Below are 16,725 nucleotides of genomic sequence, written 5' to 3' on the forward strand. Positions count from 1 at the left end.
CTTCCCGTTATAACCCTTCCAAGCCTCTCTGGACTTTCTTTAAAAGGTTTACATATGATTTTGTTTTTCCGTTACGTCCGTTTCTTCGTCATTTGTGTGCGGCAGGACAAGGTTCAGAATGACTCCGACGATTGCCGCAAGCGCCATGCCGGATATTTGAAACCCGCCTTTTGATACTTGAATGAACGCACCGCCGACGCCGATCACGAGGATGACGGATGTGATAATTAAATTTCGCTTGTTTTCATAATCAATGTTGTTGTCAATCAGCATTCTCAAGCCGCTGGAGGCGATGATTCCGAAGAGCAGGAAGGAAACGCCTCCCATAACCGCTGACGGAACAGAGCTGATCAGCGCCGAAACTTTGCCGATAAATCCGAAGCACAGCGCAATCACGCCGGCGCCGCCGATGACAAAGACGCTGAACACTCTTGTAATTGCCAGTACTCCGATGTTCTCGCCGTATGTCGTCGTCGGCGGGCCGCCGATTAACGAAGCGATGATCGTCGCAACACTGTCCCCCATTATGGAGCGGTGCAGTCCCGGCTTTTTAATGAAATCCTGTCCGACAACTTTACTCAGCACCATTTGATGGCCGATATGTTCTGACATCGTCACGAAAGCGACCGGCACCATCGCAGCCGCAATGCCCAACGTCACTGACGGCGTATAGTCTTTGAAAGGGATGATAAATTCAGGAACGGCGAACCATTTTGCATCAATGACCGGCTGGAAATTGACGATGCCTTGCGTCAGCGCAAACAGATAGCCGCCTATAATGCCGATCAATACCGGAATCAGGCTTAAAAATCCCCGTAAAAAGATGGCGCAGATAATGGTGATAGCCAAAGTGACGCCGGCTACACTGAAATGTTTCAGGCTGTAGACGAGTTCCTTCGCATTCGGATCGGCATACATTGCCATATTGACGGCTGTACTCGCCAATCCGAGGCCGATGACGATGATGACCGGTCCGACGACCACCGGGGGAAGCAGCTTCATCAGCCACCCCGTTCCAAGCTGCCTGATGAGCAGTGCGATCAGGCCGTACACAATTCCCGCCAGGAAGGCACCGACCATGGCAGCCCCCGGCCCTCCCGCCGCTTTCACCAAGATAATCGGTGAAATAAAAGCGAATGATGAGCCGAGATAAGCGGGAATCCGGCCTTTTGTCACCAAGAGATAGGCGAGTGTCCCGATTCCGCTCGTGACAAGCGCCACTGCCGGGCTCATTCCGACCAGTTTCGGCACGAGTATGGTTGAGCCGAACATGGCGAATAAATGCTGCAGGCTGAATGACAGCCAGGACAATGGATTGGGGACGTCCCTGACTCCCAGGTTTACTTTTTTCTTACTCATGGCGTTTTCCTCCCGGTTGACTTTCAAATGGTATAAAAAAACCTCTTTGCTTATACGCAAAGAGGCATACAAAACCCGGCCGCGTCGATCCGCCCGGCTTTGTGTTTTAAAATCCTCTTTGCAGACTCTCTGGAATGCATTTAAAAAGGGTGATTATTCATTTTCGTATATGGCGACCATATCAGTCTGATCAACTTCACTCAGCTGAACCATCACTTTTTCAGCTTTTGAAGTCGGGATGTTTTTCCCGATATAGTCCGCTCTGATCGGCAGCTCCCGGTGCCCTCTGTCAACAAGCACGGCAAGCTGTATCGATGACGGCCGTCCGACATCAACGAGTGCATCCATCGCCGCTCTCACCGTCCGGCCGGTATAAAGCACATCATCGACCACAATGACCTTTTGGTCTGTGATATCAGCCGGAATGTCCGCGCCTTTTACAAGCGGTTCTTCATTGCTCGTTTTTTTTGTGAGATCGTCACGGTAAAGGGTAATATCAATTTCTCCGACGGTGACCGGATTTCCTTCAATCTGTTCGATCCGTTCAGCCAGCCGCTTTGCTAAATAAATGCCTCTTGTTTTAATCCCTACAAGAATGCAGTCATTCATTCCTTTATTCCGTTCGATCATTTCATGGGCTATCCTTGTGAGCGCCCTTCTGATGGCCTGTTCGTCGAGAATAACAGCTTTTTGATTCACTCGTGACACCTCTCCATTCGTATATAAGAAGAAAAAACCCCTCCTGCCAGAGCATAGAGGGGTTCCTTTCCAGGACGAAGACACACACGTATCTCTTCTGTCCTTTCCGTTATCCTTCTCAGCCTCTCTGGACTGTGTTAAAGAATCTATTCAGCTTGTTTTTATTATTTCAGAAAAGAAAGTCGCTGTCAATGGCTATTTCTCAAATGTTCAATGAGTTTTTTCATATCTTCAGGTAGGGGCGCTTCAAACTCCATGTATTCGCCCGTCCGCGGATGATCAAAACCTAATATTCCGGCATGAAGCGCCTGGCCGTTGAAATCGATGGTTTTTCTCGGTCCGTACTTCGGGTCGCCTGCCAAAGGAAACCCGATATATTTCATATGAACGCGGATCTGATGCGTTCTTCCGGTTTCAAGACGGCACTCTACGAGCGTGAAGTCTTGAAACCGCTCAAGCACGTGGAAATGCGTGACGGCGTTTTTGCTGCCTTCTCTTGTTACGGTCATGCTTTGACGGTCTTTCTTATCTCTTCCGATCGGAGCGTCAATCGTTCCGTCATCATGTGAAATCAACCCGTGGACAACCGCTGTGTACTTTCTCGTCACGGTTTTATTGACGAGCTGATTAACGAGTGATTCATGCGCCATATCGTTTTTGGCGACCATTAACAGGCCGGAGGTATCTTTATCAATGCGATGGACGATTCCCGGGCGCATGACGCCGTTAATGCCTGAAAGATCATTGCAGTGAGCCATCAGTCCGTTTACGAGCGTCCCTGTCACATGGCCGGGCGCCGGATGTACGACCATGCCCCGCGGTTTGTTCACAACCAAGACGTCCTGATCCTCATAGTAAATATCCAGATCCATCGGCTCTGCAAGCACGTCCAGTTCTTCCGGTTCAGGAATGGTGACGGTTACCTGATCGCCGGGCTGCATTTTGTAGTTGGCTTTGACGGATTTGCCGTTAACGGTTACCAGTCCCTCTTTCACCCATTGCTGCACCTGGGTGCGTGACCAGTTTTCTCCTGCTGCGGCCAAAAATTTATCAATCCGTTCGCTTTTTTGTTCAGGCTGAACGGTTATCTCAAATTGATTCATGTTATTGCTCCTTCTTTTTCCCGCTGTCAAACAGCATATGAATAAATAAAAGTATGACGCCGACGCACAGTGAGGAGTCCGCGATATTAAAAATCGGATAGTGATAATTCACGATGATGACGTGAATAAAATCGACTACTTCCTGGCGTGCCGCCCGGTCGATAAAGTTTCCGGCTGCACCTCCCAGCATTAAGCCGAGAGAAATTCCGAGTAACATCTGCCCTTTTGCATAACGCTGTATGTAATAAACGATTCCGATAATCACGGCGATGGTAATGACATAGAAAAACCACATTTGGCCGGCTAAAATTCCCCATGCCGCTCCCGTGTTGCGATGAGATGTGATATAAAGCACCTGATCGATGACAGGTATGCTTTGTCCCAATTCCATATGGCTGACGACAAGCCATTTGGTTAATTGGTCGGCAATAATAATAAAAAGAGCGATAAGATAATAAAGCACACACGTTCCTCCAGTATACAGTTACTTTTATCCTTTATGAATTTTATCAGTAAAAGATGCCGGAGTAAAGGCAGATCATAAGGGCATGAAGACAGACGCTGTCACTCATACAGCGCCTGATCATATGCATAATCTCCGGATACCCAGTATGGAAGGGTTTTCTTTTCAAATTGAGCGGGATAATAAAAATCATCAGCGGTTCTGGCCGTCGGCAATACCGCAAGCTTGTCAATCGGAATGGGGTCGCCTGTTTTTTCACAATAACCGTACGTATTGTTTTCAAACTTAGACAGGGCAAGAAGAACATCCTGAAGTTCTTCTTTTATATGATAGATCAGAGTTGCTTCTTGGTCGTTCATTGAAGGTTCAACAGATGCTGACATTTGAAAGCAAGAATATTCAAATAATCTTGATTGAAGTTCTTCTTTCATCATGAGAAGCTCCGTGTGGATTGCGGTCAGTTGATCATTCATTCATCACAACTCCTGCTCTTGATTTATAGCTTTATTGTTGCCCCCAGAGCGCCATTTGAAGCCCATAAGATTTTTCCTATCGTTCTAATCGATGACATTAGTGGCATGTAAAAAACGCCCGGCTGTCAGCCGGGCGCTTTCTCATTCATTAATTTTGATAATATTTTTCAACGATTTCCGCATTGCGCAGTGATAATGTCGGATACTTCGGATTAGCGCCGACATCTTTAGAAATCACGCGGGACCGCTCACACATCTGACCTTCCGCTTTTTCTACGGTCATTTTTCCTGTTGTGAAGCTTTGCGCGTTTTCCGGCGCTTCGCTTTCGTCTTTTACTGTCAGTTCCGAGACGATAAACAGCTGTGCGATGTTTTCTTTAATGGATGACAAGAGGTCGCGGTTTTCTTTGTTCGGATACAAAGTCAGGCTCGCTTCCAATGATCTCCCGATAATTTTTTCGTTACGGGCCATTTCCAAAGCTTTCAGCACGTCATTGCGAAGCTCCATGAAGCGGTCGAATTTTTCTTCTGTCGCTTGACTGTCCGGAACAGAGATGGTTTCCGGCATATCTGTCAGCTGCACGCTCGCCTCTTCAACAAATGATAAGTGAGACCACATTTCATCCGCCGTATGAGGGAGAATCGGCGCAGTCAGCTTCACTAACGCCAGCAGCGTTTCATAAAAGACGGTCTGCATGCTGCGGCGGTCCGGATGATCCGCATGCTCGATGTACACGACATCTTTTGCGAAATCAAGATAGAAAGAGCTGAGCTCGATCGTACAGAAATTATGAATGCTGTGATAAACAACCGCAAATTCGTATTCATCGTACGCTTTTTTCACTTTATCGATCAGCTTATTCAGCTTGATCAGCATATATTGATCCACTTCACGAAGATCTTTTACATCAACGGCATTGACGCTTGGATCGAAATCGAACAGGTTGCCGTGAAGGAAACGGAACGTGTTGCGGACTTTCCGGTATACTTCCGCGACCTGCTTCAGAATATCTTCAGAAACCGGGTGATCGGCCTGATAGTTTACGGAAGAAACCCATAAACGCAGAATTTCAGCTCCAAGCTGTTTTGCGATTTTTGTCGGCTCAATCGTATTGCCGAGTGATTTACTCATTTTACGGCCGTTTGCATCAAGTGTAAATCCGTGGCTTAATACGCCTTTATACGGCGCTTTGCCGGTGACTGCAACGGCGGTAGAAAGAGATGAGTTAAACCAGCCGCGGTATTGGTCAGAGCCTTCAAGGTATAAATCAGCCGGGCGGACGAGATCATCACGTTCCTCAAGAACGGCCTGGTGAGAAGAACCTGAATCAAACCATACATCCATAATGTCTTGCTCTTTCGTGAAGATTCCGTTCGGGCTTCCCGGATGTGTAAATCCTTCCGGCAGAAGGTCTTTTGCCTCTCTTTCAAACCAGACGTTTGAGCCGTGCTGTTTGAACAGCTCAGAAACGTGTTCAATCGTTTCGTCGGTGATGATCGGCTCACCGTTTTCAGCATAAAATACCGGGATCGGAACGCCCCAGACGCGCTGTCTTGAAATACACCAGTCGCCGCGGTCGCGCACCATGTTGTAAAGGCGCTGTTCGCCCCACTCCGGCACCCACTTCGTTTGTTTGATGGCATCAAGCAGCTCCGGTCTGAAATCTTTAATTGACGCAAACCATTGCGCTGTCGCTCTGAAGATAGTCGGTTTTTTTGTTCTCCAGTCATGCGGATAAGAGTGTGTAATAAACTCGAGCTTTAAGAGCGCGCCGTTTTCTTCAAGCTTCTCCGTGATCGGTTTATTGGCTTTATCGTAAAACATTCCTTCAAAGCCCGGCGCTTCGTCGGTCATGTTGCCTTTTTCATCGACAGGGCAAAGTACTTCTAAGCCGTACTTTTGGCCGACGATAAAGTCATCTTCCCCGTGGCCCGGAGCAGTATGAACACAGCCTGTTCCGGCATCGGTTGTAACATGGTCACCGAGCATGACGAGTGAATCTCTGCCGTACAGCGGATGTTCTGCAGTGATGTATTCTAACTCTCTGCCTTTATACGATGCGACAACTTCAGGATTTTCAAAGCCGCATGCCTCCGCTACGCTTTCGATTAATTCAGCCGCTACTACATAACGCTTGTCTCCAACCTTGATGACATTGTATTCAAGATCAGGATGAACGGAAATTCCGAGGTTGGCAGGCATTGTCCACGGTGTCGTTGTCCAGATAATAAAGCTTTCTCCGTTCTCGAGAACGCCTTTACCGTCTTTCACCTTAAATGCAACATAAATGGATGCCGAACGTTTGTCCTGATATTCAATTTCCGCTTCTGCTAAGGCAGATTCACTTGAAGGCGACCAGTTGACAGGCTTCAGGCCTTTATAAATATAGCCTCTTTTCGCCATCTCGCCGAAAACGCGGATCTGCTGCGCTTCAAATTCAGGCTGGAGCGTAACATAAGGGTTTTCCCAATCGCCTCTGACGCCGAGACGCTTGAATTGTTCGCGCTGTCTTTCGATCTGCTGCCATGCATATTCTTCGCAAAGCTTGCGGAAATCGGCTACGGACATTTCTTTCCGGTTCACTTTTTTGTTTTTTGTCAGTGCCGTTTCAATCGGCAGACCGTGCGTGTCCCATCCCGGCACATACGGGGCGTTGTAGCCGCTCATTGATTTATAGCGGACGATAAAATCTTTCAGGATTTTATTCAGGGCATGACCCATGTGGATGTCTCCGTTTGCATAAGGAGGTCCGTCATGCAGTACGAATTTCGGGCGGTCTTTCGTCCGTTCTTGAACAAGACGGTAAATATCCTGCTCCTCCCATTCTTTCTGCATGTCCGGCTCACGGTTCGGCAGATTTCCGCGCATCGGAAAATCTGTTTTCGGCATTAACAGCGTATCTTTGTAATCCATTTTCATTCCTCCACAACATTTTTCAGAAAATAAAAAAAGCCCTCTCATCCCATAAGGGACGAGAAAGCTTATCTCGCGGTACCACCCTTTTAGAAAAAACGATCATCCGTCTTTTCCTCTCGAACATCGTAACGTGATGGAACGTCCTTTCCTACTCTCGGTTCAGAAAGGAAACTAAAGGGCTGATCTGCATGATTCCGGCCATCCCGGGCTTTCACCTTCCCCGGTTCGCTTTATGGCCCGCTTTGAGTCATGCCGGTCCCTTTCATCGTCTTTTCATCTGAATTTATGAACGTATTATATTCGAACGGGCCGGAGAATGTCAAGAAAATCTGAAAATTATTCTTTTTCCTCAAATACCGCGTCGACTTCGTATTCTAACAGATGATCCCAATCATCGTTTTTCAGCAGGTCGAGCTGCGCCTCAATCAGCATTTGGAAACGCGTTCTGAACACTTTAGACTGTTTTTTCAGCTCTTCAATTTCCATTGCGATTTTTCTTGATTTGGAAAGCGACTCATTGATGATTCGATCAGCATTTTTTTCTGCTTCACGGACGATCAGCTTCGCCTCTTTCTGCGAATTGCGCTTTACGTCTTCTGCCGCTTCTTGAGCTACGAGAATTGACTTATTCAGCGTTTCTTCAATATTGGCAAAGTGGCCGATTTTTTCATCCAGCTCGTTCACTTTCGCCTCAAGCTCCGTTTTTTTACGGAGTGCGATTTCGTAATCTTTTCTGACCTGCATTAAAAATTCATTTACTTCATCTTCATCATATCCGCGAAAACCTTTTGTAAACGTTTTGTTATGGATATCATTGGGCGTTAATGGCATATTGCCACCTCCATTTTACATTTCAGTACGGTTATCTAGTTCACATTATAAAACAAATACGGCCATAGATGGAGAAAAAATCTGAAAAAACGACTCATTTTTGCCGTTCGAATGTGACTTTCCATTTGTCTTTTTTCGTTTTTCCGTCTACTTTTGTCAAACTGCATCGTCCGAAGCCCCGAATCGAGAGCATGTCCCCTTCAGCAACCTGATAGGACGGATCCTCAACGGCTTTCCAATTCACCTTAACGAGCCCGTTTTTCACAAGGGTCTGCGCTTTCTGCCGGGATTGCCTGCTCATCGAAGCGCAGACAGCGTCGAGGCGCAATGAAGAAACCGTGTCATCCCTTATTTCGACATCTGAAGCGGGAATGTGAAGGGCTGAAAGCTCGATTTTCTCAAGCTTTACCGGCGCTTTGCCCGCTTTGGTCAGCTGAGTGCCGACAAAATCGGCGATTTCACCGGAAACGATAAGCTGCACGGCCTCCTCTGAGAAAATCAGATCGCCGTATTTCTGCCGCTTTAAGCCGATCCCCATTAATGATCCGAGAAGAGAGCGGTGATCGATGTTGACGAATTTTTCAGCGTATTGAACATCAAAGGCCTGAAGCTCAAAATCATCTTGTTCAGGTTCCATATATTCAGGATATAAAATCGCGCGTTTGCGCTCAGCTCTGTCATATCCCCCGAAAAAGGCAAGACCGCACGCATCGCCGATGACGGCTTTTACAATCACCTGTTCCCGCGGATCTAAGAAATCGGTCAGCTTCATCCGATATTGGTCCAGGACAATCTCTTTCCATTCAAGCGCCTGGTCGATAAAAGGGCGCTCGTCGTGTCTGAAGTGCTGGTAAATATCGCTCATGTTCTTTCCTTTCTATGTAAAGAGGCTTGGCTGGTGCCAAGCCCGTATCAAACTGTCGCATTCAAGTATACATTGCGATCATGCGGTATAGGCCCCAAAGTCCCGTCGTGGCAAACCGAAGCACGATAATCGCTACAATCGGGGATATATCCAGCATGGCAATGGGCGGAATGATCCTTCTGAACGGCTCTAAATACGGTTCGCAAATCGATGCGAGAAACCGTCCGACCGCCGTTTCTCTCGTACTCGGCACCCATGACATAAAGATGTAGATAATCAGGGCAAACGAGTAGATGTAAATTAAATAACTCAGAACGGAAAAAATTTGATAAAGAATCATCCTGCTTTACCACCTCTGATGTTCGTCTTCATTTATAAGCTCCGAAATCGTGCCGGAAACATCGACATTATCAGGCGTGCACAGAAAAATATCCGAACCGATTCTTTGAATGTCGCCGCCGATGGCATAGACGGTTCCGCTTAAAAAGTCGACGATTCTTTTCGCCTGATCATGCTGGATGCGCTGAAGATTGACGACAACCGCCCGCCTGTTCTTTAAATGATCGGCGATTTCCTGCGCTTCCGCATATACACGCGGTTCACTCAACACCACTTTAGAGGATTTCTGAACACTTTGCAAGCTTACTACGTTCTGTTTGCCCGCAGGCTTCTGAGCGTAGGCAGTCTGTTTATCTTTCTGCTGTTCATGCTCTTCCGGACGATCCTGCTCCGTTTCAATGTATTCGTATTCGTACTCCTCCTCATCCATCGAGAAAAAGTTTTTCAGTTTATTTTTCATGCTCATTTGTTTACACCCCCCGTTTCATTTCCGACTAATGAAGAGCCGATTCTGATAAAAGTAGCGCCCTCTTCAACAGCGATTTCATAATCATTTGACATGCCCATTGACAGTTCACGGCATGGTGCGTTTGTCTGGTTCAGCTCCTGCACCTGGTCCCTCAAATCACGCAATTGCCGGAAACAGGCTCTGATCGTTTCTGTATCGTCTGTCAGGGGAGCCATCGTCATCAGGCCCTCTACAGAAATGTTTCTAAACTCAGAAAGCTCTCTGATAAAGGGGATGACCTCCTCTGTTTTCAAACCGTGCTTAGACGGCTCAAGCGAAGTATTCACCTGCACAAAACAGCGAACCGCATGCTGCGCCCGTTTTTCAATTTCTTTAGCCAATGACAGTCTGTCTAAGGAATGTATATAAGATACACGGTCAGCGACGGCCTTCACCTTTCTGGACTGAAGACTGCCGATAAAGTGCCACACGGGGCTGCCTTTGATGACATCCTGCTTACGGATAAGCTCGGCATCCCGGTTTTCTCCCAGACTTGTAATACCGGCATCCACGGCCTCTTGAGCCCTTTCGGCTGATACGTATTTTGTAACCGCGATGACGGTTACATCTTCGGGGCTTCGGCCCGATCTGTTACATGCTTCGTTTATTCTTTCGTTTATATGTCGTAATTGATCAGCAACACGCAAGATAACTTATGCCTCCTTCATTCCGATAAAGGACATCATGCGTCCCGTTTTTCCTTTGTCGCGGCGATGTGAAAAGAATAGTTCACGCTCTTGTTCGGTGCATAAACCGCTGACTGAAATGTTTTCTTCCGGAATGCCGCAATGTATCAGAAGAAGGCGGTTGACCTCTTTTAAATCAAGCTGATACCGGCCTTTTTCCGTTTCGCGTATGGCGGATTCTGCGGAAAACGGCAGCGCCCGGACTTCATTGATGACGCGGTCGTCGACGGTATAGCTGTCCGCGCTGATGGACGGACCGATGACGGCCTGAATATCTGTTAAGCGGGAGCCTTCTTCGGTTACCCAGCGTTCCGTCATGATGCGCCCGATTTGTCTGACCGTCCCATTCCATCCGGCATGGGCAGCGCCGATCATTGATTTCACCGGGTCATAAAAATACAAAGGCACACAGTCTGCAAAACACAGGGCCAAAAAAAGATTTGTATCTTTCGTATAGAGCCCGTCCGTCCCGCGGAATGCGGAGGAATAGTCTCTCGCCCCTTTTCCTTTATCTCCCGCTGTCACGCATCGGACGCGGTTTTCATGTGTCTGATCGGCGAATACCCAGGAATCCAGATCAGTACCGCATAAGGACGCTATGATTTCACGGTTTTTCACAACATCATGAGCTTCGTCCCGGACGTGCAATCCGGTATTTAATGACTCATACGGAGGATTGCTGACACCGCCGTTTTTCGTTGTGAATCCGGCGATGACCTTTGTGTTATGCTGATTCACACGGTTCCAGTCTTCTATCATGAGTGCCGAGGGGGTGGTAAAACTAAACGGGTGATATGTATTCATGAAGATCCAACCTTTCGACAAACATTAAAAAGCGAATTTCCCACTCATTTTAACACAATTTTAAGCATACGTTTAGCGGCTGATTGAAAAATGAGATAAATAAATGTGCCGGAAACATTGAGATTTCCGGCTTTTTACAAGTAAAGGGAGGATTATGCTCCCCCCTTTGGTTCGTTTACACGCACTAAGATGACATCTTCCCCAATTTTAACTATATTTCGCCAAGGAATGATCATTTCCTCTTCTTTTCCGAAAAAACCGAGAACTTTTCCGCTGCCGCCTAAAATAATCGCCTGAATTTTTCCCGTTGTCACGTTAATATCAATATCACCGATGCTTCCGAGTTTTTTTCCGTTCGACACGTTGACTACATCTTTTATTTGAAATTCAGATATGCTGATCATTTGTATCACGCCCTTTGCCCGTTCTTTTTCCTATTATATGAGCGGCCGGGCTGAACCTTGTCACATCGGGCAATCTTTTTTGCGGCTGCACCAGGTGAGGATAAATCTCAGCATGATTTTCGTATAGTCCATCAGTTCATCGACGGACACTTCCTCGTTTACGGAATGGGCGTTTTTTAAATCGCCGGGTCCGTATATGACGCTCGGAATCCCGGCATGATAAAGCCATCCTCCGTCTGTTACGGTTTGGGAAACATCAATGACGGGCTCCTGTTGTTTGACGGCTGAGTGCGATTCCGCCAGAACAGAAACGGCCGGATGGTCCGGGTCGATTTCCAGCGCCGGGAACACCTCTCCTCTGTCTTCAATCATGGAAGATCCGCCCCATTTGAACACCGGCCTGTTTTCCCTGAGCCACAGATCACCGTCAGAGACACGATTGATATAGTCTTCGATTTCTGCAGCAGCTTGTTCGTGCGTTTCGTTCGGGTAAAAGTGGACGGTAATCCATAATCGGCATTCATCGGCGACAAACGCTGCGTGCCTTCCCCCTTCAATAACGGCGGGGTTGATCGTATTGGTGCCTGGCGCAAAGCCGGGATAGCTTTTCGTTACCGCCCAGTGGCGTTCCAGCTCTCCCAAGGCAGTGATAATTTTCGCCATTTTTTCGATTGCGCTCGCTCCGAATGTGCCTCCGCCCGCATGAATCATATTGCGCCTCATGCCGTCATGAAATGTTTGTTTGCTTTTCAATTCTATCCAGCCGGTGATGACTCCGCCCTGCCCTTGAATATGCAGGCTGCTCGTATCCGCGACAACCGCAAAATCCGCGTGATAGCCGCGTTTGCAGCATTCCAGCGTTCCCGCCTCGCCGACTTCTTCTCCGATCACAGATTGTACAATGAGGTCGCCCGCAAGCTCAATGCCTGCATCATGTATCAGCTTCAGAGAAAATAGAACACACGCCAATCCGCCTTTCATATCAGCGGCGCCTCTTCCGATCAGCATGCCGGCTTTAACGAGCGGCTGAAACGGGTCAGAGTCCCAGTCTTCATCCCTGACTTCGGCTACGTCAATGTGTCCGTTTAAAATCAGGCTTTGATGCCCGCTTGAATCTGTCCCTTTAAAAACACCGACTACGTTCGGGTCTTCCGGGTACACATCCCACATATCAACCGAGCAGCCCATTTCTTTTAAAAATCCGGCCACCCACTTCTGAGCTTCTGCTGTATTTCTTGCAGGCGGAGCCGGTGTCGGAAAGGCAATCAACCTTTCAGCAATATGTATTAAATCGTCCCGCCGTTTATCCGCCTGCTGCAGCAGCATGTCAAGCTGGTTCATTGAACATCTCTCCTTTTGCTGTATTAAAAAAACCCGTTTCATCAAATGAAACGGGTAAAAACGGATTTTCCTCCGCTTTTTTCACCGCTTCCCTCCGCCGGCATGATCCGGATCAGGTCCGTTAAGGGTTGAGACCAACGTCTCTCTCAGCTGCATGTCAGCAGCACCCCCAGGGTGAATTGATTTTATTTGACGGATGATGCCGCTTTTGCACGCGTTAAAAATGGACGGCCGTTGTTCCATAAGACATTGACAGGCATATCGAAAAACGCTGTAAGCCGCTCGTCAGAAAGCATGTCCTTGATTTTCCCGGCAGCGAACACCTCGCCTTGTTTTAAAAGCAGCGCCTGATCAAATACCGGCAGAATTTCTTCAGCATGATGAGTGACATAAAGGATGGACGGCGCATTTTCTTTTTCAGCGATCGACGTTATCGTGTCCAGCAGCTGCTCTCTTGCCATAAAATCGAGACCCGTCACGGGCTCATCCAAAATCAGCAGTTCCGGATCAGCCATAAGCGCCCGCACAATCAGCGCTCTTTGCCTTTCCCCCTGAGACAACGTTTCATACCGTCTGTCCGCGAAACTAATGGCGCCTAAATCTTTCAGAAGACCGATCGCTTTTTCCCTCACTTGTTCACTCGGTGTTTCATAAAGCCCGATTGAAGCGTACGCGCCGCTGAGGGCGATTTCAAAAGCGGAATCCGCGGCATATAATTTGTGCTGCAGACCCGCTGAAACAAGACCGATTTTTTTTCTGAGCCTGTCACCGAGCTCTGTTTTGCCGAATTGATGACCGAGCACCTGCATCTCTCCTGAAGTGGGAAAGTAATAAGAACATAACATATTCAGCAAGGCTGTTTTTCCGGCTCCGTTCAGTCCGAACAGCACCCAATTTTCGTTTTTCTCAACGCGCCAGTTGATATCTTTCAAAATCCATTGGCCGTTTCTTTTTAATGAGACATTGTCCAGTTGTAAAATCATTGCAGTTCCCCCGTTTATTTATTGTTTCAATTTTCTTAAAACTTTTACACATTAGAATACATCACTTTTTCACAAACGTAAACCGGCGCACGAAAAAAGCCTTTAAAACAATGTTTAAAGGCTTTCTCCGTTATTGATGGATATTCTTATTCATTTGTTTAATGGCTGCCTTTTCAAGCCTTGAGACCTGAGCTTGGGATATGCCGATTTCTTCTGCGACTTCCATTTGGGTTTTCCCCTGGAAAAAGCGCTTTCGCAAAATCATTTTTTCCCGTTCGTTCAGTCTTCTCATGCCTTCTTTCAGAGCGAGCTCCTCAATCCATTGTGTATCCTTATTGCGCTCATCGCTAATCTGGTCCATCACGTAAATCGGATCGCCGCCGTCATTATAAATCGGCTCAAACAGTGATACCGGATCTTGGATGGCGTCAAGGGCAAACACAATTTCTTCATGGGGCACTTCAAGAACTTTGGCGATTTCCTCTGCTGTCGGCTCCCTGCTTGTCTCACTGATTAACCGCTCCCTTACTTGAAGCGCTTTATATGCGATATCGCGAAGCGACCTCGAGACGCGGATCGGATTGTTATCCCGCAAATATCTGCGGATTTCTCCGATAATCATCGGTACAGCGTATGTTGAAAACTTAACATTATGGCTTAGGTCAAAATTATCAATGGATTTCATTAGTCCGATGCAGCCGACCTGAAATAAGTCATCAACATACTCTCCTCTGTTGTTAAACCTCTGAATGACGCTTAAGACAAGGCGCAGATTGCCGTTTACAAGCTTTTCCCTCGCTGAATCATCGCCCTCATCCTGCAATTGCTTAAACAGCTTTCTCATCTCTTCATTCTTGAGCACCGGTAATTTGGAGGTATCCACCCCGCAAATTTCGACTTTATTTCTTGACACGTTTTTCCCTCCCACTAGGAGCTGCTGTACAACGTTAAGTATCTCCTCGGGTGGGAAAAATATGCACCGCTATTTTACAGAAATAAACATCCGGCGCCGGCAATCCTTGCAGCAGTAAGGACCGTCAGATGGAAAAAATTTTACACCATTTTGTTAAACTCTTTTCTCAGTCTTTTAATAATCCGCTTTTCGAGCCGGGAGATATAAGATTGTGAAATCCCCATCATATCGGCTACATCTTTTTGTGTTTTTTCTTCTTCACCGACAAGCCCGAATCGCAGTTCCATGATCTGCTTTTCTCTATCATTTAATTGCTCAAGCGCTTTTTTCAAAAGTTTTTTATCCACATTGGCTTCAATGTCTTTTGTAATAATATCATCATCTGTGCCGAGCACATCCGAAAGCAGCAGTTCGTTTCCGTCCCAATCAATGTTCAGCGGTTCATCAAAGGACACCTCTGAACGGATTTTATTGTTTCGGCGCAAGTACATCAAAATTTCGTTTTCAATACATCGCGACGCGTAGGTTGCGAGTTTGATTTTCTTTTCCGGATTAAACGTGTTTACCGCTTTGATCAAACCGATTGTGCCGATGCTGATTAAGTCCTCGATATTGATGCCGGTGTTTTCGAATTTGCGGGCAATGTAAACGACAAGGCGTAAGTTTCTCTCAATCAGGATGGCCCGCGCCGCCTGATCCCCGCTCGGCAGCTTTAATAAGAGCACCTGCTCCTCTTCTTTAGACAAAGGCGGCGGCAGCGCTTCGCTTCCTCCTATGTAATATACTTCATCACTTTTCAGTCCGAGTTTCATCAGCCATTTATACCACAAATATGTCAGACGCAGCTTAAGTTTTTTCATCTTCCTCCCCCTTCTAAATACAATGCGTTTTGAGTATGATGAATAACAGACTTTTCGTCAGGATACATGCTTCACAGCCTTCCCGGTCAGCATCTTCGGGTGAACGATTCCGTCAAATTCACCGTCCGCTGATAATTGTTTCGCGCTGATGCCGATCAGACATTTTTCACATGCGATCATCTCGTCTTTCGTTATAATCGTGACGTAATCCGGCTTTAAACAGAGTAAAAATTGATTGTCCTGGCCGACGCCCCTGTATGGAATGAGCCTCAGCTTATCCGCATGACGGAACGAATCATCAAGCTGCTCTATCACTTCAAGCGGACTGGCAGATTTGATGATGTCCGTTTCCTTTTCACTGAGAATCGGAGCGAATTTGTCAATGTGAAGGATCATGACCGGCGTTTTTGTCAGCGGGTCATACAGCTGATTCCCGGAATCCACCAGGCCTTTTGCGCGGATTGTCTGTCCGCTGAATTCTGCCTGAACCATGACAAGTTCATCGTACTGAATGGACTTCGTCTCGATGTCTTCGATTCTCTTTTTCGAAAAAAACCATACGGCCGGAAATCCGATGACAACAAATATCCAGCTGATCGGATCGCCGAAGCCGGTCTGGCTCGTAACCATGGCGCCGTGTTTTACAATTGATTCTGTCTGCAGCAGGGAATGTACGCCGATCATTCCCCCGCCGACGAGAAAGGTCGCGAAATAAAAGGCGAACAAATTTTGAAAAAAGTACCGAAACCGTTTAAAGCCAAAAGCCGTAAGCACGATGACAACTGAAAATGCCATTTTTCCCGCCGGATGCTCTACAAAGGGAGAAACAGGCGTAAACATCAGAAGCACAATGGCTGATCCGATGAAACCGCCGGCGGCCACTCTTCTTTTTTTTACCTGGCGTTTTAAAATAAAGGCGGTTAATAAAAGCAAAAGAGAATCAAAACAAAAGTTCAACAGCCAAATGACATCCAGATAGATTTTCACATCTGACCCCTTTCCTCTTTTGTCTTACATATCTGTTTCTCTCTCTTGTTTCATAAGTATAAAGCAAGCTCTGTGGGAAAGTCTGTCAATTAATGTTGAGGGGAAAGTACAATTTTTAAGGGATAACCGTTTTATTTGTCGAGGGTCGAAGAGATTGATTTCCTATTGACCGTCTCAGCCAAAAAAGCGC

Annotated in this window: 18 protein-coding genes, 1 riboswitch and 1 other annotated feature; all 18 genes read right to left on the bottom strand. The window is 47.0% G+C overall.

All coding sequences use genetic code 11. From position 1 onward, the window contains the following. Nucleotides 1-48: 48 nt before the first annotated feature. The 18 genes from pyrP to spoIIGA all read right to left on the bottom strand — a co-directional run bounded on the left by pyrP (nt 49) and on the right by spoIIGA (nt 16,535). Nucleotides 49-1,359 carry a uracil permease PyrP gene (gene pyrP, locus Y79_RS0101975; RefSeq protein ID WP_016936187.1) on the bottom strand — a complete coding sequence of 437 codons (1,311 nt, stop codon included), beginning with the start codon at nt 1,357-1,359 and terminating at the stop codon, nt 49-51. 153 nt (nt 1,360-1,512) lie between these two features. After that, nucleotides 1,513-2,058, bottom strand: coding sequence for a bifunctional pyrimidine operon transcriptional regulator/uracil phosphoribosyltransferase (gene pyrR / locus Y79_RS0101980; RefSeq protein WP_003154392.1), 546 nt, complete (start codon nt 2,056-2,058; stop codon nt 1,513-1,515). Between the two features lie 188 nt (nt 2,059-2,246). After that, complete coding sequence (locus Y79_RS0101985; protein ID WP_016936188.1) at nt 2,247-3,161, bottom strand: RluA family pseudouridine synthase; 915 nt, start codon at nt 3,159-3,161, stop codon at nt 2,247-2,249. 1 nt (nt 3,162) lies between these two features. Further along, on the bottom strand, nt 3,163-3,624 hold the full coding sequence (lspA, locus tag Y79_RS0101990; RefSeq protein WP_016936189.1) for a signal peptidase II: 462 nt from the start codon (nt 3,622-3,624) through the stop codon (nt 3,163-3,165). Between the two features lie 101 nt (nt 3,625-3,725). Continuing rightward, nucleotides 3,726-4,097: a TraR/DksA family transcriptional regulator gene (locus tag Y79_RS0101995; RefSeq protein WP_016936190.1), complete on the bottom strand. Its 372-nt coding sequence runs from the start codon at nt 4,095-4,097 to the stop codon at nt 3,726-3,728. A 148-nt stretch (nt 4,098-4,245) separates the two neighbouring features. Further along, nucleotides 4,246-7,011, bottom strand: coding sequence for an isoleucine--tRNA ligase (gene ileS, locus Y79_RS0102000; RefSeq protein ID WP_016936191.1), 2,766 nt, complete (start codon nt 7,009-7,011; stop codon nt 4,246-4,248). Between the two features lie 51 nt (nt 7,012-7,062). Further along, nucleotides 7,063-7,289: a binding site (T-box leader), on the bottom strand. Nucleotides 7,290-7,350: 61 nt separating this feature from the next. Continuing rightward, nucleotides 7,351-7,845 carry a septum site-determining protein DivIVA gene (gene divIVA, locus Y79_RS0102005; RefSeq protein WP_003154406.1) on the bottom strand — a complete coding sequence of 165 codons (495 nt, stop codon included), beginning with the start codon at nt 7,843-7,845 and terminating at the stop codon, nt 7,351-7,353. Between the two features lie 94 nt (nt 7,846-7,939). Beyond that, the gene (locus Y79_RS0102010) at nt 7,940-8,710 is read right to left on the bottom strand and encodes a YlmH family RNA-binding protein (protein WP_016936192.1); all 771 of its coding nucleotides are present in this window, start codon (nt 8,708-8,710) and stop codon (nt 7,940-7,942) included. Nucleotides 8,711-8,771: 61 nt separating this feature from the next. Continuing rightward, nucleotides 8,772-9,050, bottom strand: coding sequence for a YggT family protein (locus Y79_RS0102015; protein ID WP_016936193.1), 279 nt, complete (start codon nt 9,048-9,050; stop codon nt 8,772-8,774). A gap of 6 nt (nt 9,051-9,056) precedes the next feature. After that, a complete protein-coding gene (sepF, locus tag Y79_RS0102020) occupies nt 9,057-9,515 on the bottom strand; it encodes a cell division protein SepF (protein WP_016936194.1) in 459 nt (152 codons plus the stop codon). Beyond that, nucleotides 9,512-10,204 (bottom strand): YggS family pyridoxal phosphate-dependent enzyme, encoded by a 693-nt coding sequence (locus Y79_RS0102025; protein WP_016936195.1) that lies wholly within the window; start codon nt 10,202-10,204, stop codon nt 9,512-9,514. Before Y79_RS0102025 ends, sepF begins: the two co-directional genes overlap by 4 nt. A 6-nt stretch (nt 10,205-10,210) precedes the next feature. After that, a complete protein-coding gene (gene pgeF, locus Y79_RS0102030) occupies nt 10,211-11,047 on the bottom strand; it encodes a peptidoglycan editing factor PgeF (RefSeq protein WP_029575208.1) in 837 nt (278 codons plus the stop codon). Between the two features lie 152 nt (nt 11,048-11,199). After that, nucleotides 11,200-11,451, bottom strand: a complete 252-nt coding sequence (locus tag Y79_RS0102035; RefSeq protein ID WP_003154415.1) for a YlmC/YmxH family sporulation protein — start codon at nt 11,449-11,451, stop codon at nt 11,200-11,202. 60 nt (nt 11,452-11,511) lie between these two features. Beyond that, the gene (locus Y79_RS0102040) at nt 11,512-12,792 is read right to left on the bottom strand and encodes an acetylornithine deacetylase (RefSeq protein ID WP_016936197.1); all 1,281 of its coding nucleotides are present in this window, start codon (nt 12,790-12,792) and stop codon (nt 11,512-11,514) included. Between the two features lie 72 nt (nt 12,793-12,864). Continuing rightward, nucleotides 12,865-12,973, bottom strand: a riboswitch (TPP riboswitch). Between the two features lie 4 nt (nt 12,974-12,977). Further along, nucleotides 12,978-13,775 carry an ABC transporter ATP-binding protein gene (locus Y79_RS0102050; protein ID WP_016936199.1) on the bottom strand — a complete coding sequence of 266 codons (798 nt, stop codon included), beginning with the start codon at nt 13,773-13,775 and terminating at the stop codon, nt 12,978-12,980. 130 nt (nt 13,776-13,905) lie between these two features. Beyond that, nucleotides 13,906-14,688 (bottom strand): RNA polymerase sporulation sigma factor SigG, encoded by a 783-nt coding sequence (gene sigG / locus Y79_RS0102055; RefSeq protein WP_013352181.1) that lies wholly within the window; start codon nt 14,686-14,688, stop codon nt 13,906-13,908. A gap of 140 nt (nt 14,689-14,828) precedes the next feature. Beyond that, complete coding sequence (sigE, locus tag Y79_RS0102060; protein ID WP_016936200.1) at nt 14,829-15,548, bottom strand: RNA polymerase sporulation sigma factor SigE; 720 nt, start codon at nt 15,546-15,548, stop codon at nt 14,829-14,831. A 57-nt stretch (nt 15,549-15,605) separates the two neighbouring features. Beyond that, nucleotides 15,606-16,535 carry a sigma-E processing peptidase SpoIIGA gene (gene spoIIGA, locus Y79_RS0102065; RefSeq protein ID WP_016936201.1) on the bottom strand — a complete coding sequence of 310 codons (930 nt, stop codon included), beginning with the start codon at nt 16,533-16,535 and terminating at the stop codon, nt 15,606-15,608. Between the last annotated feature and the right edge of the window lie 190 nt (nt 16,536-16,725).

Origin of the sequence: Bacillus siamensis KCTC 13613 (assembly GCF_000262045.1) — a bacterium.
GTDB classification, from domain to species: domain Bacteria; phylum Bacillota; class Bacilli; order Bacillales; family Bacillaceae; genus Bacillus; species Bacillus siamensis.